The following is an 18,999-nucleotide window of genomic DNA, read 5'->3' on the forward strand; positions in this document are numbered from 1 at the left end:
TGCGCCGCCCGCAGCCTGTAAAACACGGCCGCAAGGCACTTGAAGACGCCGCCCAGGCGGCCCCCAGAGACGCTGGCTTTTCCACTGAAATCAACGACATAGCGCGGCACGCTCCATCTGGCCGCGGATCTGACAACCATGCAAACCCAAACTCATCCGCTGATTGCCCCGACGCTCGGCACCGCCCGCAACCTGACGAGTTTTCATTACGGTTCCGGCGGCGGCCAGAAGATCTATATCCAGTCGTCGCTGCATGCCGACGAGTTGCCCGGCATGCTGGTGTCGTTTGAGCTGCGCCGCAAGCTGGCCGCGCTGGAAGCCGCGGGCAAGGTACGCGGCGAAGTCGTGATCGTGCCGGTGGCAAACCCCATCGGCCTGAACCAGCACTTTCTCGGCCACCTGACGGGGCGCTTCGAAACCCTCACCGCGCAGAATTTCAACCGCAATTTCCACGATCTGTCGGCGCTGGTGCAGCCGGTGATCGAATCTCGCCTGACCGGCGACATCGACGCAAACCGTGCGGCGATCCGCACGGCCATGCGCGAGGCGCTCGACGCGCAAACGCCGCACACCGAACTCGACTCGCAGCGTCTCGCGCTGCAAAAGCTGTCCTACGACGCCGATGTCGTGCTCGATCTGCATTGCGATTGGGAAGCCGCGATGCACCTGTACACGAATCCCGACCTGTGGCCGGAAGTCGAGCCGCTCGCCTGTTATCTGGGCGCCAAGGCATCGCTGCTCGCGCTCAACTCGGTGGGCAATCCGTTCGACGAGATTCACAGCTTCTGCTGGTCGGATCTGCGTGGCCGTTACGGCGACCGCTTCCCGATCCCGAACGGCTCGATCTCGGTGACGATCGAACTGCGCGGCCAGCGCGAAGTGTCGTATGAACTCGCTGAAAAAGACGCGCAGGCGATCATCGAATACCTGACCTCGCGCGGCGTGATCGAAGGCACGGCTGCCCCGCTGCCCCCGCTCGAATTCGCCGCCACGCCGCTGGCCGGCACCGAACCGCTGGTCGCTCCGGTCAGCGGCGTGCTGGTGTACCGCTGCGAAGTCGGCACCTGGATCGACGCCGATCAGCCAATCGCCGATATCGTCGACCCGTTGACGGATCGCGTCGTCACCATCAGGAACACGGTGGCCGGCGTGCTGTATGCGCGACATCTGACGCGCTTCGCGACGGCCGGACTCGAATTCGCGCGCATTGCCGGCGCGACGGCATTCCGCAGCGGATCGCTACTGAGCAATTGATACTGCGGCTGGAAGCGGGAAAACCCGTCATCGAGCGGGCTTTCCGTGAGGTTGCGAGTTAGCCCGTCCACCTCGCTTCAGCAACCTAGGCAAATCGCCCGCTAGCATCGCGGGCGATTTGCGTTTATACGCCGGCTTTTCGTCAGACTCCCCATGAAGCAGCACGCCGCGAGCGGATTCAATTGGCGTGCGCAAACGTTTTCGTCAAAGAAAATTCAGCAATAACGGCTGCATTCCGGAAGATTTCTCAAAAATACACATTCGCGACGGGCACCCTCATTTGCCGGTTTCAACACCGGAAAACCGTTTGTTTTTTTCACCCGGCTATATCCACGATTCGAACAAAGCTTATACGCAGATGGCCTTGCGCGATTTCAGCTTGCAAAGCTATGTAAGTGTCGCGTCAATGCCACAGATTCAAAAAATAACAGAAGGTGTCACATACGTTTCTCTGCGTTCCCTTAAATTTCGCCCATCGCTCGATCCGACCACAGAGCTCGACGCCGCGATCGCTTAATTTTTAATTGGAGAAAGTCTTGAACAAGAAAGTACTGACCGCCGCTACGCTGGCCATCTTCGCATCCGCAGCACACGCACAAAGCAGCGTCTCGCTGTACGGCATTATCGATGCCGGTATCAGCTACGTGAACAACTCGAAGAACGCCGCCGGTGGTAGCGACCGTCTCTTCAAGTACGACGACGGCGTTGCACAAGGCAGCCGTTGGGGCCTGCGTGGCACGGAAGACCTGGGTGGCGGCCTGAAGGCGCTGTTCGTGTTGGAAAACGGCTTCAGCAGCGGCACGGGCGCAGCTGGCCAGGGCGGCGCACTGTTCGGCCGTCAGGCATACGTTGGTCTGTCGCAAAACAACGTCGGCTCGCTGACGTTCGGTCGCCAGTACTCGTTCTCGACCGACTATCTGGGCGGCAACTACTCGACCGGTGGCAACACGGTTGCGGGTAACTACGCTTTCCACATCAACGACGTGGACCAACTGACGTCGAGCCGTATCAACAACTCGGTCAAGTTCAGCAGCGCGAACTTCTCGGGCCTGACGTTCGGCGCGTTGTACGGCTTCTCGAATCAGGCTGGCGCATTCGCAGGTGCGAATTCGACGACCTCGGGCACGACGACGACCGCTGGTTCGTCGCGCGCTTACAGCTTCGGCGTGAACTACGCAAACGGCCCGTTCGCCGTCGGCGCAGCGTACACGGACATCTCGTACCCGGCACAATCGTCGCCGGCGTTCTCGACGGCGCTGGCTAACGTGACCACCGGCACGGTCCGCGATCTGCGCACGTTCGGTGTTGGCGGCCGTTACACGATCGCTGCTGCTACGCTGTGGGCGTTGTACACGAACACGCGCTTCGAGCCGATCACGGGTGGTTCGACGACGTTCTCCGCGTACGAAGCAGGCGCGAAGTACGCGTTCACGCCGGCACTGACGACGGGCGCAGGCTACACGTACATGCACCTGAGCGGCGCGAATACGGGTCACTGGAACCAGGTCGACCTGAGCGTCGACTACGCACTGAGCAAGCGTACGGACGTCTACGCACTGGGTATCTACCAACTCGCTTCGGGTAACAACAAGGGCACGGATCTGCAAGCTCAGATCGGTTCGAGCACGAGCTACTTCAGCACGTCGGGTACGGGTTCGGACAACCAGCTCGCATTCCGCGTCGGTATCCGTCACAAGTTCTAAGCGCGTCTTTCGCGGCGGGAGCCTTCGGGTTTCCTGCTGTGACGAGATTCGAAAAAACGCCCTACGGGGCGTTTTTCTTTTTGTGGTTACCAGCAGGAACTCAAATGACGTTAGCCGTGGCAGCGCGCGTTCTCCCTACCTCATCTACACCGTCAGAAATCGCATGATCTTCTCCGCGTCTACGTCCTCGCGACGGTCGGCATGTACAAACCGGCCCTTCTCGATGATCAGAAAGCGATCGGCGATATCCAGCGTGAACGACAGTACCTGCTCCGACACAACCAGCGCAAAACCACGCTCGCGTTTCAGCCGGTTCAACGTCCGCGCGATTTCCTTGATGATCGACGGCTGAATACCTTCTGTGGGTTCATCCAGAATCAGCACGCTCGGATCGGACACCAGCGCCCGGGCAATTGCCAGTTGCTGCTGCTGACCACCTGAGAGATTACCGCCGCGCCGCTTGCGCATTTCCCGTAGTACCGGAAAGGCTTCGAAAATGTACTCGGGAATCACCGGTTTTCTAACGTGATCCATTCCGCTCAGAATGTTCTCTTCCACACTGATATTCGGAAAGATCATGCGCCCCTGCGGAACGTAACCGAAACCCGCCGCCACCCGCTGATAACTCTTCGCGCCGGCAAGATCCTTTCCTTCGAGTTCAATGCGCCCGCTGCGCGATGGAATCATCCCGATCAGCGACTTCAGCAAGGTCGTCTTGCCCATCCCATTGCGGCCCATCACCGCCAGCGTCTCTCCTGCCGCGAGATTGAAACTCAGGTCATGCAGCACATGACTCTCGCCATAGAAGACATTCAGATTTTCGACATTCAGCATGGTCAGTGCCCCAGATAAACTTCAATGACGCGCGGATCGCTTTGCACCTTGCTCATCGACCCTTCAACAAGCTTCTTGCCTTGGTGCAGCACCGTCACCTTATGCGCGATCGCCTTGACGAACTCCATGTCATGCTCGATCACCACCACCGAGCGCCCTTGCGCAATACGTTTCAGCAATTCGCCGGTCAGTTCGCGTTCTTTCGCGCTCATGCCGGCCACGGGTTCGTCCAGCAACAGCAGGTCCGGCTCCTGCATCAGCAACATGCCGATTTCAAGCCATTGCTTCTGACCATGCGACAGCAGCCCCGCGCGACGCTTCAATTGATCGCCGAGGAAAATCTCCTCTGCTGTCTGATCGATACGATCCCGCAATCGCGCATCGCGCCGGAAAAACAGACTGCCGAATACATCGCGCTTGTGCGGATAGGAGATCTCCAGATTCTCTTCAACGGTGAGTTCCTCGTAGACCATCGGGTTCTGAAACTTGCGCCCGACACCGGCTCTCGTGATCTGATATTCGAGCATCCGTTCAAGGTTGAGCCCCTTGAACGAGATCGTGCCGGCTGTCGGTTTGGTTTTGCCGCAAATCATGTCCAGCAGCGTAGTCTTGCCCGCCCCGTTCGGTCCGATTACGACGTGCAGTTCGTTGGTTTCGACGTAGAAGTTCAAGTCGTCGACCGCTTTGAAACCGTCGAAACTCACCGTCAGGTTTTCTACCGAAAGAATCATCTGACTCATTGCGCGCTCCCTTTTTCTTCCGGCGACGATTGCAGCAGACCCGCGAGCCCCTTCGGCAGGAACATCGGCACGAAGATAAACAGTGCGCCGATCAGGTACACCCAGAAGCCGACAAAATGCTCTGACAGGTAGCTCTTCGCGACGCCCACCACGAGTGCGCCGTACACCGCGCCGATCGGCGACAGACGCCCGCCGACGGCCGCATAAATCACCATTTCGATCGACGGCACGATGCCGCACAACGAGGGCGATGCGAATCCCACCTGCATCGTGAACAGCGCACCGCCAATCGCCGAGAACAATGCGGCCACGGCAAAAATAAAGCCCTTGAACAGCGCCGGGTCGTAGCCGGAAAAGCGGATACGATCTTCACGATCGCGAATTGCGACCAGTACCTTGCCGAGCCGGCTGCGCACGATAAATCCGCTCACCAGAACCGCCAGTAACAGCAGCACTGCGCCAACGTAGTACATCACGTAGACGGCGGTATTGCTCTGAACGCTATAGCCCATAAACGTCGGCAAATTGGTAATGCCGTTGATACCGCCCGTGTAACCCTGCTGCCCAATGATCACAATCGACATGATCGACGCGAGCGCCAGCGTGACGATCGAGAAGTACACGCCACCCACACGCTTGCGGAAATTGGCATAGGCGAGAACGAACGCAACCAGCGCCGGCAGGATCAGGATCGCGGGTATCACAAACCAGATATGCGTGAACGGCTGCCACCAGGTGGGTAATGTCGTGATGCTGTTCCACGTCATGAAGTCGGGCACAGGTGGGCCGTCGCCGCCGAATACGGCAGCGGCTGGATCTGCCGCGCTCGCTTCGAGCTTCATGTACATCGCCATCATGTAGCTGCCGAGCCCGAAGAAAATGCCTTGCCCAAGGCTCAGAATGCCGCCGTAACCCCAGGTCAACACCAGACCCACCGCACAGAAAGCGAAGCTCAGATACTTGGCGTAAAGACCGAGCCGGAATACACCGCACAGTAACGGAATGGCGACAAGCAGCAGCGCCGCGAGCAGCACGAAGCTGTAACGTCCAGAGAGTGCGATCAGGTTCGCGCCGGTCGCCGCAAACGGCGACGACGCACGCGGGAGCGAAGCAGAAGAAGCGTTTTTCATGAATTCACCGTCTCATCTTTAGAGCGAACAGACCATTCGGGCGGAAATACAGCGCGACGATCACCAGCATCAGAATCGCTGCCTTGGCCATCGAGCCACTCAGGAACAACTCGAATAGCGACTGCATCTGTCCAATCGAAAAGGCCGACAGGAAAGTACCGAGCAAACTTTCGACGCCACCGAACACGACGACGATGAACGTGTCGACAATGTATTGCTGCCCTGTCACGGGTCCCGTCGATGCAAGCAAGGTCAACGCACTACCGGCGATCCCCGCGAGTCCGCAACCGAGCGCAAATGTCACGGCATCCACCCGCGCGACGTTGATGCCCGCCGCGCCCGCCATCGGACGGTTTTGCATCACGCAGCGAATACGCAAGCCCCATCGGCTGCGAAACAGGAATAGATAGACGGCAATCGCAACCACCGCGGTCAGTCCGATGATGAACAGTCGGCTCAGCGGAATGGCCGTATTGGCCGTCGCACTCCATGCGCCCTGCAGCCAGCTCACCGTCGGCACGCTGACGTCCACCGGTCCGAAAATTTGCCGGAATAGCTGCTGCATCACGAGCGAAAGACCCCATGTCGCAAGCATCGTGTCGAGCGGCCGTTTGTACAGATGCCGGATCATCACGCGCTCCAGCAGCAGACCCACCGCGAAGGTGGTAACGAACGCCACCGCTATGCCGACGATGAAATACGCGCCCATCACCGAAGGCGCGAAACGCTGGAACACCTGCGACGACAGATACGTCATGTACGCACCGAGCGCCATCAACTCGCCGTGCGCCATGTTGATCACGCCCATCAGGCCGAACACGATCGACAGACCCAGCGCCATCAGCGCCAGCACGGTGAACAGAGAGAGGCCGTTGAAAATCTGCGGAAGAAAGGTATCGAGTGTCATTTGCAAAAACGCGAGAATGGGCGTGGACGTGCTGCATCCACGCCAGGTGGCAAAGACGCGACAGCCGCTTAAAGCTTCGGAAACGGATTCGGTTCGAGCAATGGCGACTCGTACAGAATGTCGACCTGGCCATCCGGGCGGAACGCGCCGATTCGTGCGTGTTTCCACAGGTGATGATTAGTCGCGTGAAATTTGACGTGCCCTTCCGGTGCATCCCATTCAAGACCCGACGACGCCGCCACGACTTTTTCCACCTGCAATCCACCCGCCTTTTCTGCTGCCAGCTTCCATAAATGGACCGACGTATAGCTCGCTTCCATCGTGTCGCCGACCACGCGGTCCGCGCCATAACGCTTCTTGAATGCGGAAACAAAGGTCTTGTTGGCGGGCGTGTCGATACTCTGGAAGTAACCCATGCAGCTCATCACGCCGACAAGGTTCTCCTTGCCGATGCCGTACGCTTCTTCTTCGCTGACAGCGAGCGCCATGATTGCCTGGTTCTTGCCGGTGATGCCCGCGGAGTTCAACTGCTTGAACAGCGCCACATTCGAGCCGCCGACAATCGTCGACAGGATCACATCCGGTTTCGCTGCCTTGATCTTGTTGATCACCGACGAGAACTCGACTGCGCCCAGTGGGAAATAATCTTCACCGACCACCGTGCCGCCTGCCTTCGCGACCACCGGGTGCGCGATACGGTTGATCGTGCGCGGCCACACGTAGTCGGAACCGATCAGGAAGAACTTCTTGCCCTTGTTCTTCGCGAGCCAGTTGATCGCGGGAATCACCGACTGTGTCGCCTCCTGTCCGGTGTACATGATGTTCTTCGACATCTCCAGCCCCTCGTAATAACAAGGGTAGTAAAGCAGCCCGTTATAGCGCTCCATCACCGGCAATACGGCCTTACGCGACGCCGATGTATGGCAGCCGAAGATCACCGAAACCTTGTCGCTCTCGAGCAGCTTCTGAGCTTTCTCGGCAAAGGTCGGCCAGTCGCTCGCGCCGTCTTCGACGATCGGTTGCAAAGGACGGCCGAGCACGCCGCCGCTTGCATTGAGTTCGTCGATCGCCATCTTCTCGGCATCGACGATATGCGCTTCTGCAATCGCGAGCGTGCCAGTCAGCGAGTGCAGAATCCCGACCTTGATCGGTTCGGCGGCCATCGCCGAACGGCTTCCAAACGTAGCGGCTGCGGGCAGCGCCGTTGCGGCGGCAGCGGCCAGAGCATTCTTGATAAACGTGCGACGATTTGCTTTCATTGCGCTCTTTCAAAAGTTGAAGACAAAAAAAAGCCCGAAGCCAGCTAACGCTGGACTTCGGGCTTTGGCGGCCGGTGCACCACCGGACGCCTTTGTCCGGTAACGCGGTATTCGGTATGACGAGGGGACTGTGTCCCGTGGTCGATTATCTTAATGCAACGACTGTGCCAGCAACGGCGAAAAACAAAACTCTTCCGGATACGTGCTGACGTACGGTATTTTCTTAGCGTCACGCACTATGCGTATATTCACGTTTGCACTTATCCTTGCACACGTGCAGTGCGATTGCGCTACACATCAGTGCAACTGCACTATGCGTGCACTGATGTGCACAACGTAATTCCGGCTCTTCTGTTCAGACAATCGACATGACCCAATCCAACCGGGACCCGATCAAGGTCGGCGTTCTCTTCTCTGCAAGCGGTGTCACCGCTCCCATCGAATCGTCGCAGCAACGCGCCACCATCTTCGCAACCGAAGAGATCAACGCAGCGGGCGGCATCGACGGCCGCGAATTGCAGTTGATTCTGTGCGATACCGAGTCACGCCCCGCGCGTTACGCGGAACTGATGAACGAAATGATCGCCGGCGCGCAGACCCGCGTGATCGTCGGCTGCTATATGTCGAGTACACGCAAGGCCGTGTTGCCGATCCTCGAACGGCACAACGCGCTGCTGCTCTACCCCACGCTGTATGAGGGCTTCGAGTGCAGCCGCAACGTGATCTACACCGGTGCGGCGCCGAATCAGAACAGCCTGCCGCTAGCGGGCTATATGTTGAAACATCACGGCAAACGCGTGTTCATGGTCGGCTCGGATTACATCTACCCGTACGAGGCCAATCGCGTCATGAGCGACCTGATCTTCGAAAACGGCGGTGAGAAGCTCGAAGAAATCTACCTGCCGCTGAACGCCGACTATCCGAGCTATCAGGAAGTCGTGAAGAAGATTGTCGCGGCCGAACCGGACTTCATTTATTCCACGGTGGTCGGCATGGGCATGGCGCATCTCTATCGCGCCTACGCCGAAGCCGGCCTCGATCCGTGCAAATGCCCGATTGCAACGTTGTCCACGACAGAGACCGAATTCACGGCGATGGGGGCCGACCTCGGCGAAGGACATATCACGTCGGCCCCGTATTTCCAGTCGGTCGACACCGCGGTCAATCGGGATGTGATCACGCGCTTCAAACGCCGGTTCGGTGACGAGGTCGTGACCGATATGTGCTGGGAAGCAGCCTATTTTCAGATGCATCTGCTCGCGGACGCCATGCGGCGCACCGGCAACGCCGATCCCGATGCGTTGCTTCACACGCTTCCTGGCATGGAACTCGACGCGCCACAAGGGCGCGTACGGATCGACGAGCAGAACCATCATACGTATCTGCGCCCGCGCATCGGCAGGCTCAACCGGCATGGACAGTTCGACATCATCCACGAAGCGCCCAACTGGGTTCGCGCCGACCCGTTCGTCATTTCGTATAGCCTCGACGAAGCCGACGCCACGCAAGCGAATACGGAAGAGGCCAGCGAATGAAGGCCCCTTACACCGCACGCACGCCGGAAATTCTTCGCGACATCAGGTCGCTCAAGGTCGCCGTCATTCATCCCGACGACGAAGACCGCGAAGAGCTGCTCGCGCAACTGAACCGTATCGGCTGCAGCATCCAGACCTTCTGGCCGCGCGCCGATGACTTGCCCGACGACATCGACCTGGTGTTTCTCGCCGTGCGTCCCGAGTCACTTGCGGTCGAACTGACGTGGCGCGAACGCAAAGGTGCGCCTCCTGTAATACCGGTTGTGACCTACGAAAACCCGATCATCATCGAAGCTGTGATGCTGTTGCAGGCGCATTGCGTGATTCCGTCGCCCGTGCGCTCGTTCGGCGTGCTGACCGCGATTGCAGTGACTACATTCCAGCATCGCAGCCGTCAGCAGATGGAGCGGCGCCTCAAACGGACCGACGAAAAAACCAGCGAGCGGCGCCATATCCAGCGCGCTACAGCGATTCTGAGCGAGACCAACGCGATCTCCGAAGAGAAGGCGTATGAACTGCTGCGCGCAAAATCGATGGCCGAGCGCACGCCCATCGAACAGGTCGCGAACTCGATCATCAAGGCGAGCAGTCTGCTAAAGCTTTGAAACCGCGCGGCGCCGGGCACTGATTCGGCCAGGGCGTCGCGCGGTTGTTACCGCATTGTTACCGCATTCCTCCCGCTTTCTCCGACGACACCGCATTGCCGCTCACAATAGATTTCGCAAACGCTTCGATCGGCATTCGTGCGGCCTGCGCCCGCGTCCTGATCTCGTTGTGTGCTTGCGACTCATCCAATCCGGACGCCATCAGAATGACCTTTGCACGCGCCACCGCCTGATCTCCCAACGCGCGGCGCTTGTACCGGTGACTGTCTTTCAGGGTCTGCTGATACTGCTTCCACAGCGTGCGCGCTATCGCCAGATTGGCGAGCAATCCGAACGCACGCAACGGACGCTCGATCACCGCGAAGAACCGCGATTCCAGCACGATCTGTAGAATCGCCGGGTTTTCATAATTGACGATGGCGATCATCGTGGGCCCCGCGTCCTTGACCGATTGCAGCAGCTTGCGCACCGCCGGGAGCGCTTCGTCGTGAATCGACAGGAATACGACATCCACAGCGGGCGGCAGCGTATCGGGAATCGGCCAGACGCTATTGACGCGACAGCCGATTCGCCGCAAATGAGTGATCAGGAACTGCCCCTCGGAATCCTCCGGATTCACGGTAAGCACATTCAGACCTCGTAGATCGCGCAGAAATGCCGACATGACGCCTCTCTCAGTGCACCACGACGGACGCATTCAGCAGCGCCGCCTGTGGCTGTAAATCGATCATGAAAGGGTCGGGCCTTACGCAGCGGCCCGGGTCGAATACGACGTCGATCGTGCCGCGTGCGTTGACACGTCCGACCTTCGGCCATAGATAGGTGTGGTTGTTTTCCCGCTCGACGCGGACCGTGCCCTGAGGCGCGTCGAAATCGATACTGTAGAGCGCGTCAAGCAGCGGCTCGATGCGGTCGCTGTGCGACAGTTCGAGCGCCTTCGCGAATAGATGCACCTGAAAATAGGCCGCTTCCGCGTTACTCGTTACCGGCATGCCGACACCTCCCGCACGAGCCATCGCGGCAAGAAAATCCGCATTCCGTTCGGTAGACAAGGTGCTGAAATAAGGCGCTGCAACGATATGCCCTTCGGCCGAACCCGGCTGCATCTGGGCAATTTCGGCTTCGTTAGTCGAGAGACTGCCTATTGGCATCGTGGCCGGATCGAAGCCATGGCGGCGATATGCGTCGTAGAACAAAGCCGTTCCATCGCCGACCAGACTCGAATAGATCACGTCCGGTTGCGCGGCGTCGATCGCGGCCAGTGCGCTTTCAATATCGGCCTGCTCGACTGCTAGCGGCAGATATCGTTCTCCGGCAACGCAGCCGCCAGCCAGCCTGAACAACTCACCCACCACACGGTTCGACTCATAAGGAAACACGTAATTCGAGCCGATCAGATACACCCGCTTTCCGTAGTGCGTGGCGAGATAGTTCACCAGTTGCACTGAATTCTGATTGGGCGCGGCGCCCGTATAAATGCAGTGCTGCGAGTATTCGAAGCCTTCGTACAGGGTCGGATAAAACAGAAGCGCCTCGCGCGCCTCGACCACAGGCAGCACCGCCTTGCGTGCGCTAGACATCTTGCAGCCGAAGATAATCCTGACACCGTCCTCGTCGCACAACCGGCGCGCGTAGTCGCGAAACAGCGTGGGCCTGGCCCGCGGATCGTACGCAATGGCCTGAATCTGACGCCCATGAACACCGCCGCGACGGTTGATTTCGTCGATTGCGAGCAGCGTCGCCGCACGCTGCGTTTTCTCCACGGCAGCGGTTACACCCGTCTCCGAGAACAGAACGCCGACCTTCCATACCGAGTTGCTCATCAAAAAATCCTGACGGATTGAAGCCTTGTATGCCCGCGAGACGGCGAAAAAAAAGCCCCGTCCCACACCTGAGTGCGGGACGGGGCTTCGTTGCCCTTGGCGTTGAACGACACGCCGTAACTAGGTGATGCGGCCTCATCGAGAAGCGGCATCGCGCTATTTTTATAGCATTACGACGCTCGCATCGTCAATCGAATCAAAATTACGCCGGGCATGTCGGGACCCTATTCGCCCTTCACACCGACGTCAACGCAGGTGCCTTGCGATGTTGCGTCGCCTGCTCGTACGCGTAGGCCATCGCGATCAGTGCGGCCTCGTCCCACTGACGCCCGACGAAAATGATGCCGAACGGCGAGCCCGATGCGTAGTACCCGGCCGGCACCGTGACACCCGGCAAACCCGCGATGTTGATTTCACCCACCGTGGTTTCCTGGATCGTCTCCTTCCCGTGAAGCGGCGGCAGTTCGCAGCGCATTTGCGGAAACGCGAGTGCATCAATCTGCTGGCCGTCCATCACCGCGTTGAAAATCCGCAGATAACTCGCCTTCAATGCGATGAAGCCGGAGATATCCGGCGGCGCCGTCGGATTGGCGAGTGCAGCGACGAATTCCGGCAACGTGTGCATGAAATTCAACACGCCTCCCGGACCAAACGCGTTTTGCGATGCAGTGGCTTTAGCGAAGTCGTCGAAGGTCTTCAGCGCAGCATCCGGACCCAGTCGTTGCAGATATTGATGCACGTCGTAAGGAATCGACTCGAGACCGCGCGCGTCGAAATTGGGCAGCGGCAAGGTCGGCTCGCGCAAGGCCGCGAAGTCCGATCCCGCGAACGGATCGTCGACGAGAATCGCGCCCGCCGCTTCCAGTTCCTGCTTCGCGCGTTCGTACAGTTGCGCCGCTTCTTCCGACAACGGCTGCGTGCGCCAACCCGCGCCATAAAGACCGATGCGCTTGCCCTTCAACGAATCGACACTTAGCGCGGCCGTATAGCCCCCTTCCGGCTGATGTCCGACCGATGCCAGGGTCTTGGGGTCTTCAGACGAATAGCCGGCCAGCACGTCGAGGCACAGCGCCGCGTCGCGCACCGTGCGCGCGATCGGGCCGACCACGTCGCGATTGCCGGACAGCGGCACCACGCCCGCGTTGGGGACGAGTCCGATGGTCGGCTTGATCCCCACCAGGTCCTGCGATGACGCCGGGTTCTGGATCGAGCCACCCGTTTCCTCGGCGAGCCCCAATACCGCCATTGCCGCTGCGACGGCCGCCGCCGTGCCCGCGCTGCTCGCGCCCGGCACGCGGTCAGGAATCACGACGTTCAACGTGGGACCGGCCCAACTGTCGTTTGCATGCGTGCCGGAATGGCTTAGAACAGGCACGTTGGTCTTGCCGAGCATGATCGCTCCGGCCGCGCGCATGCGGGCCACGACGGGTGCGTCGGTGGCTGGCATCAGGTCGACGCCACCGGTTTTGCTGTAGAGCTGCGACCAGCCCGCCGTGGTCGGAAAGCCGACCATGTCCATCGGATCCTTGATGACGACCGGCACGGCCGCAAGAGGCCCCAGCACCTCGCCAGCTGCGCGTCGCCGGTCGATCTCGCGTGCATCGTCGAGAGCGGCCTCGTTCAGGAAAATGATCGCGTTGTATTTCGCGTTATAAGTCTCGATCTGTTCGAAGCAGGCTCGCGCAAGCGACTCCGCGGTAAAACGCCCAGCCGCGAAGCCTTCCTGCACCAATTGCACGGTGAGCGTCGACAGATCGATGTCGGCTTTGTGATTCGTGCCAGGCTGTATCGTTGAAACGTCATGTGTCATGTTCAAGTCCGATAGGGAACGTCGGTTCAACGTCGATCGCGAGCCGGCCGCGCAGGTGGCGGCCGACTGAACAGTCGACGCGACTGGAAAATTGAGGATCGTTTCAGGCGCGATGCGCGCGAAAACACGTCACCGCAACGCGAGCTTGCAGCCGCGAAGTGAAAGGACACTGCCTGAAGGGAATCTGACGCCGTTGTCAGGGTGGATGGAGGCGAGGGAACCGCATGCCTCGATCACAAAGGAAACTTTACTGTGTTCCCCGTACCGGCGGTGGCCTGAGAGGAGACCGCGCGGTGCGTTGAATATTGCATGGCAAAATGCGCGCGTCAAGTGGACGGCGCTGCCTGCTGGATAAAAGAGAACTATGAGATCGTTCAAAAAATGCTACGCACTACCGACTTGCCAATCGAAAAATTCGCGAGCAGATATGGAATATGGGAAAGCAATCGACCCGGTCGCGTGTTCGCATGACCGCGATCATGGGCAGCGCGAAAATCCAGTCATAGAATCCGTGGCATTCAACTTGGGCCACGCGATACCCGCGCGCAATGTGACAAGGAATTACAGCGTCGAAAACCCATCGCTTCAGCCGGCCAATGTCTGGTACGCTGCGCGCTTTGCTAACGTTAGTATTCGACTCGATGGAAACCCCTTTCAATGATCGCGGCGTGTCGGTCACACGTAACGCACTCTCGTCGGCCGGACAGGTCTTTCCGCTGCGCGACATCGTCGGCGTGCAGGTCGTCACCGTGCCGAAAAACAAACTGCTGCCGCGCCTTATTTCGCTGATCGGCCTGGTCGGCGCTGTAGTCGGCGGGATATTCCGCTCGCCGGTCGGCATCGTGTGCGGCGTCATGCTGACCGTTGTCGGCTGGCTCACGTGGGCGACGCAGGACATCACGCATCGTCTGATCGTGCAGACGGCCACCGGCGAACGTGAGGCGCTCATGAGCACCGATCGCGAGTTTGTCGAACGGGTCAGCGCGGCCGTCAATGAAGCGAAGGCCGCAGCCGCGGCTGCGAAAACCTGAGCCGCCGCGCGCTCGATCCGCTTTTACGCGCACATCGGCCAGGCGATTGCGTCCGTCGATCGCCGCCCTGCGACGGCGGCCAACAAACCGTCGTTGCACGTTGACACATCTTTGCAATCTCACTCGAGCGGCCCTGTAGAGTCGCCGCTCCTGTCATCGCGTGTCCCTTCCCCGCGGGCTTTCGCAAGCGCCCGGCTTCTCCGCTACGCTGCGGCCATCCACATGGCGATCGCCGCAGGCACCGTCCGGCACCCGGCTTACCGCCAACGATGCCGCGCCCGGTCAGGGACCCGCCCTTTTGCGAAGCGTGATCCATGTCCCTGCCTTCTCTCGATGCCGCCCGCCGGTATGTTCGTCTTCGTTTGCCAGCCTTCCTGTCGATCAATCGGCGTCGCGCCAGTGCGGCCATGCTGCTCGCCTCTGTCGCGCTGACCGGCTGCGGCACCACCTTTCCGCCGCCCACGCCGCCCGCCGTCAATGCCACGCTAATCAACGGCGGACGTGACGGCCTGCTGATTCCGCTGCACGTCGAGCGCGCCGACGAGGATCACGCGCGCCTCGGCCTGCCGGTCCAGCTCGACGGCACGCCGCGCTATGTCGCATTGGACACCGGCACGCAAGGCGTGCGTGTGCTGCGCTCGGCGCTGCCGGGGTCGAGCTATCCAGGCGCCGGTGGCGTCACGTCGCACGCGCTCGCGAACGGCTCCGAGGTGGTGGGGTCGCTGGTCACCGTGCCGTTCAGCGTGGCCGCCACGAAAGCCGCGCCGGTCGTCGTGCAGGCTGTCGATACCGTGCGCTGCCAGTCCGGCGCGCGTGGTTGCGTCGCCATCGACGGCTATACCGGCGAATTCGGCTGGGCGTTTTCCGGTATCGCGGGCGTCGGTGCCGACCTACCCGGCGAGAATTGCTGCACACAACCGTTGCGCGCGCTGCCGGGCAGCATCGGTCAACGGTACCTCGTGCGCGCGAACGTCGCGAAGCCGTTTCTGCTGCTGAATCCGTCGGACGCGCTCACGAAGGGCTACACGATGGTGCCGATGGCGGCGTCGAAAAATGGCGCGTCGCAATGGCCCACCGGCTGCGTACGGGTCGGCGACAAGATGACCTTCTGCGCGCCGCTGGTGTTCGCGACCGGCACCTCCGGGATGATCCGCATCGAAATGGACAAGGCTCCGACCTGGACTGGCGACGACGAGATCGGCAAGGTTCTCAACCGGGGCAACTATGAGACGGCGATCGGCGTGGGGTCGTGGACGCACCGCTACGAGAAGGCCCAGGTGACGATCGTCAAGGCGAAGCCGGATACGAACCGCATCGTGGTGGGCTTGATGGCGATGCAGAACATTGACGTGCTGTTCGATTTTTCGCGCGGTCAGTTGGGGTTGTATGCGGCGAAGGAGAGCGAGAGCTTTGCGCCCTGAGCGGCGTCGCCGAGTCAATCCGGCCGATCAACACGCATGAACGTAAGCAACTGTTAATGAAGCCCTGCAAAAGCTCGCGTAGGTAATTTGCCGTCACATGCGCGACCGAACGAATCGCGCGTGCAATTTCTCCAATGCTAAAGCCTGCAAAGGGAGGAAATCATGATCAGACTATTGATAGCAACGTTATGTGCAGTGGGTCTCGCCGGTTGTGTCGTCGCGCCGCCTTACGCTTACGCCCCGGCTCCGGCCTATGGCTACGCGCCGGGCTACTATGCCGCGCCTAGCATTAGCGTGGGCGTCGGGGGCGGTTATTACGGCGGACATGGCAGGTGGTAAAGCCGAAACGCGAGCCGGATAGATAGGCTCACGCTGCAATCTGCAAGGCTTCATCAAAAAGGCCGTGCGCATTGGAATTGCGCACGGCCTTTTCCGTTTCTTCGCTAAAGAATCGTCATTCCATATTCAGCGGATTCACGTGCCAGATGTTTCGCGCATATTCGCCGATCGTACGGTCCGAAGAAAACTGCCCCATGCCGGCGACGTTCTCGATCGCGCTCTCAGTCCACGCGCGCTTGTCGACGAAACGCGCGTCCACTTCGTCCTGCGCTTTCGCGAATGCCGCGAAGTCGGCGAGCACCATGTAGTGATCGCCCCAATCGACCAGCGTGTGGAAGATGTCCGAGAAGCGCAGCGGGTCGTCCGGTGAGAAAAAGCCTGTGCGAATCTGGTCGAGCGCCATGCGCAGTTCCGCGTTGTCCTCGTAGATTTGCCGTGGCCGGTAACCGGTCGCGCGCAACGAATCCACTTCATCAGCGGTATGGCCGAAGATGAAAATGTTCTCGCGGCCTACCGCATCGCAGATCTCGATGTTCGCGCCGTCCATCGTGCCGATCGTCAGCGCACCGTTGAGCGCGAGCTTCATGTTGCCGGTGCCAGATGCCTCCGTGCCGGCCATCGAAATCTGCTCGGACAGATCGGCGGCCGGAATGATCAACTCGGCAACGCTCACGCCGTAGTTCGGCACGAACACCACCTTCAACCGGTCGCCGACCAGCGGATCGTGATTGACCTTCTGACTGACATCGCCGATCAGTTTGATGATCGTCTTCGCCATCCGGTACGCGGACGCCGCTTTGCCCGCGAACAGCACGACACGCGGCACCCAGTCGCGCTCGGGGTTCTCGCGAATCTGGTTGTATCGCACGATCACATGCAGCAGGTTGAGCAGTTGCCGCTTGTATTCGTGAATACGTTTGACCTGCAAATCGAACAGCGCTTCCGGATCGAAATGCAGCTTCGTGTGATGCGCGAGCCGATGCACAAGCCGCAATTTGCTCTGCCGCTTGGCCTCGCGGAACGCGTCGATAAAACCGCTATCGGTGCGCAGATTTCGCAGTTGCTCCAGCTCGAACAGATTGCTGCGCCAATGTTTGCCGATCTGCTGATCGATCAGCGACGACAACGACGGACTCGCCTGTGCAAGCCAGCGACGCGGCGTAATGCCATTGGTCACATTCGTGAAGCGGTCGGGATAGACGCGCGCGAAGTCGGCAAAGATATCGCGTGTCATCAGTTGCGAATGCAGCTTCGACACGCCGTTCACCTTGTGACTCGCGACGATCGCCAGATACGCCATTCGCACGCGCCGCTGCCCGTATTCGTCGACGAGAGAAATGCGGCGGATCATCTCGCCGTCGTGCCCCGACTGCTCGCTCACGTGCTTCAAAAACTGCGCATTGATCTCGAAGATAATCTCGAGATGGCGCGGCAGCAAACGTGCAAGCATCTCGACGTCCCACGTTTCGAGCGCTTCGGGCATCAACGTGTGATTCGTGTACGAGAAGATCTGCGTGACGTGTTTCCACGCCTTGTCCCAAGGCAGATGATGTATGTCCACCAGCAAACGCATCAACTCGGGAATCGCAAGCACGGGGTGCGTATCGTTCAGATGCACCGCGACCTTTTCGCTAAAACGCCCGAATGTACTGTGCGTGCGTTGATATCGGCGAATCAGATCCTGCATCGTCGCCGAGACGAAAAAGTACTCCTGACGCAAACGCAATTCGCGGCCGGCCGGTGTCGAGTCGTCCGGATACAGCAGACGCGACACGTTCTCCGACATGTTCTTCGTATCGACCGCATTCCGATAATCGCCGCGATTGAACGCGCCGAGATCGAGTTCTTCGGTCGCACGCGCGGACCACAAACGCAGCGTGTTGGTCGCGTCGGTCGCGTAGCCTGGAATGACCGTATCGTAAGCGGTCGCGTTCACGTGCTGGGTGTCGATCCACTCGACGTGTTCGCCACGCTGCACCGTGCGGCCGCCGAAGTGCACCATGTACTTGATCTCGGAGCGCGGAAATTCCCACGGATTGCCCGCGCGCAACCAGTAATCCGGCGCCTCGACCTGCTCGCCGTTGACGATCTCCTGACGGAACATCCCATACTCGTAGCGAATCCCGTAGCCGAAACCGGGGATGCCGAGCGTCGCCATCGAATCGAGAAAACAGGCCGCGAGACGGCCGAGGCCGCCGTTGCCGAGCGCGGCGTCGGGCTCGATATCGGTCAGCGTGTCCATATCCACACCGAGACTCGCGAGCGCTTCCTTCATCTGATCGTGAATGCCGAGCGCGAGCAACGCATTCGTAAAGGTTCTGCCGATCAGGAATTCCATCGACAGGTAATAGACGCGTTTGACGTCCTGTTCGTATTGCAGGCGCGTGGTTTTCATCCAGCGCGCAACCAGCCGGTCGCGCACAGCAAGCGCCGCCGCGTGCAGCCAGTCATGCGGATGCGCGGTGACGGCGTCCTTGCCGACGCCGTACATCATGCGATTGGAAATTGAGCGCCGTAGCGCGTCGACGGTACTGTTGAGCTGGTCGAATTCCAGATCGACGGCTGTCATCGAAGCCTCCGGGAAAGAACGACGCGACATACGCGAACC

Annotated in this window: 17 protein-coding genes; 8 read left to right on the top strand and 9 right to left on the bottom strand. The window is 59.9% G+C overall.

Annotated features, from left to right (window positions below):
* Positions 1-138 precede the first annotated feature (138 nt).
* The 3 genes from ABH945_RS25985 to ABH945_RS25995 all read left to right on the top strand — a co-directional run bounded on the left by ABH945_RS25985 (position 139) and on the right by ABH945_RS25995 (position 2,957).
* Positions 139-1,254, top strand: a complete 1,116-nt coding sequence (locus ABH945_RS25985) for a succinylglutamate desuccinylase/aspartoacylase family protein (RefSeq protein WP_429252429.1) — start codon at positions 139-141, stop codon at positions 1,252-1,254.
* Between the two features lie 187 nt (positions 1,255-1,441).
* Positions 1,442-1,771 carry a hypothetical protein gene (locus ABH945_RS25990; RefSeq protein WP_429252430.1) on the top strand — a complete coding sequence of 110 codons (330 nt, stop codon included), beginning with the start codon at positions 1,442-1,444 and terminating at the stop codon, positions 1,769-1,771.
* A 19-nt stretch (positions 1,772-1,790) separates the two neighbouring features.
* On the top strand, positions 1,791-2,957 hold the full coding sequence (locus tag ABH945_RS25995; protein WP_429252431.1) for a porin: 1,167 nt from the start codon (positions 1,791-1,793) through the stop codon (positions 2,955-2,957).
* 144 nt (positions 2,958-3,101) lie between these two features.
* On the opposite strand, the gene urtE is transcribed toward ABH945_RS25995, so the two are convergent.
* From urtE to urtA, 5 genes are all read right to left on the bottom strand, one after another.
* Entirely contained in the window at positions 3,102-3,791 is a 690-nt protein-coding gene (gene urtE, locus ABH945_RS26000; RefSeq protein WP_074767653.1) for an urea ABC transporter ATP-binding subunit UrtE, read from the bottom strand.
* A 2-nt stretch (positions 3,792-3,793) separates the two neighbouring features.
* The gene (urtD, locus tag ABH945_RS26005; protein WP_074767651.1) at positions 3,794-4,531 is read right to left on the bottom strand and encodes an urea ABC transporter ATP-binding protein UrtD; all 738 of its coding nucleotides are present in this window, start codon (positions 4,529-4,531) and stop codon (positions 3,794-3,796) included.
* Positions 4,528-5,661 (bottom strand): urea ABC transporter permease subunit UrtC, encoded by a 1,134-nt coding sequence (gene urtC / locus ABH945_RS26010; protein WP_074767649.1) that lies wholly within the window; start codon positions 5,659-5,661, stop codon positions 4,528-4,530. Before urtC ends, urtD begins: the two co-directional genes overlap by 4 nt.
* 4 nt (positions 5,662-5,665) lie before the next feature.
* Positions 5,666-6,568: an urea ABC transporter permease subunit UrtB gene (gene urtB / locus ABH945_RS26015; RefSeq protein ID WP_429252432.1), complete on the bottom strand. Its 903-nt coding sequence runs from the start codon at positions 6,566-6,568 to the stop codon at positions 5,666-5,668.
* A 68-nt stretch (positions 6,569-6,636) separates the two neighbouring features.
* A complete protein-coding gene (gene urtA / locus ABH945_RS26020; protein ID WP_074767645.1) occupies positions 6,637-7,827 on the bottom strand; it encodes an urea ABC transporter substrate-binding protein in 1,191 nt (396 codons plus the stop codon).
* A 368-nt stretch (positions 7,828-8,195) separates the two neighbouring features.
* On the opposite strand from urtA, the gene ABH945_RS26025 reads away from it, so the two are divergent.
* Positions 8,196-9,362, top strand: coding sequence for a transporter substrate-binding domain-containing protein (locus ABH945_RS26025; protein ID WP_429252433.1), 1,167 nt, complete (start codon positions 8,196-8,198; stop codon positions 9,360-9,362).
* Positions 9,359-9,967 carry an ANTAR domain-containing response regulator gene (locus ABH945_RS26030; protein ID WP_074767641.1) on the top strand — a complete coding sequence of 203 codons (609 nt, stop codon included), beginning with the start codon at positions 9,359-9,361 and terminating at the stop codon, positions 9,965-9,967. Before ABH945_RS26025 ends, ABH945_RS26030 begins: the two co-directional genes overlap by 4 nt.
* A gap of 58 nt (positions 9,968-10,025) precedes the next feature.
* On the opposite strand, the gene ABH945_RS26035 is transcribed toward ABH945_RS26030, so the two are convergent.
* The 3 genes from ABH945_RS26035 to ABH945_RS26045 form a co-directional block, all read right to left on the bottom strand.
* On the bottom strand, positions 10,026-10,631 hold the full coding sequence (locus ABH945_RS26035) for an ANTAR domain-containing response regulator (protein WP_429252434.1): 606 nt from the start codon (positions 10,629-10,631) through the stop codon (positions 10,026-10,028).
* A 10-nt stretch (positions 10,632-10,641) separates the two neighbouring features.
* Entirely contained in the window at positions 10,642-11,790 is a 1,149-nt protein-coding gene (locus ABH945_RS26040) for a transporter substrate-binding domain-containing protein (RefSeq protein WP_429252435.1), read from the bottom strand.
* Between the two features lie 235 nt (positions 11,791-12,025).
* On the bottom strand, positions 12,026-13,600 hold the full coding sequence (locus ABH945_RS26045) for an amidase (protein WP_429252436.1): 1,575 nt from the start codon (positions 13,598-13,600) through the stop codon (positions 12,026-12,028).
* Between the two features lie 641 nt (positions 13,601-14,241).
* Here ABH945_RS26045 and ABH945_RS26050 point away from each other — a divergent pair.
* The 3 genes from ABH945_RS26050 to ABH945_RS26060 all read left to right on the top strand — a co-directional run bounded on the left by ABH945_RS26050 (position 14,242) and on the right by ABH945_RS26060 (position 16,391).
* Positions 14,242-14,631 carry a DUF6232 family protein gene (locus tag ABH945_RS26050; protein WP_429252437.1) on the top strand — a complete coding sequence of 130 codons (390 nt, stop codon included), beginning with the start codon at positions 14,242-14,244 and terminating at the stop codon, positions 14,629-14,631.
* A gap of 314 nt (positions 14,632-14,945) precedes the next feature.
* Positions 14,946-16,052: a hypothetical protein gene (locus ABH945_RS26055; protein ID WP_429252438.1), complete on the top strand. Its 1,107-nt coding sequence runs from the start codon at positions 14,946-14,948 to the stop codon at positions 16,050-16,052.
* A 162-nt stretch (positions 16,053-16,214) separates the two neighbouring features.
* The gene (locus ABH945_RS26060) at positions 16,215-16,391 is read left to right on the top strand and encodes a hypothetical protein (RefSeq protein ID WP_171910269.1); all 177 of its coding nucleotides are present in this window, start codon (positions 16,215-16,217) and stop codon (positions 16,389-16,391) included.
* Positions 16,392-16,506: 115 nt separating this feature from the next.
* Here ABH945_RS26060 and ABH945_RS26065 read toward each other — a convergent pair whose 3' ends face one another.
* Entirely contained in the window at positions 16,507-18,960 is a 2,454-nt protein-coding gene (locus ABH945_RS26065) for a glycogen/starch/alpha-glucan phosphorylase (RefSeq protein WP_429252439.1), read from the bottom strand.
* Between the last annotated feature and the right edge of the window lie 39 nt (positions 18,961-18,999).

Origin of the sequence: Paraburkholderia sp. GAS333 (assembly GCF_050435665.1) — a bacterium.
Taxonomy (GTDB): domain Bacteria; phylum Pseudomonadota; class Gammaproteobacteria; order Burkholderiales; family Burkholderiaceae; genus Paraburkholderia; species Paraburkholderia fungorum_A.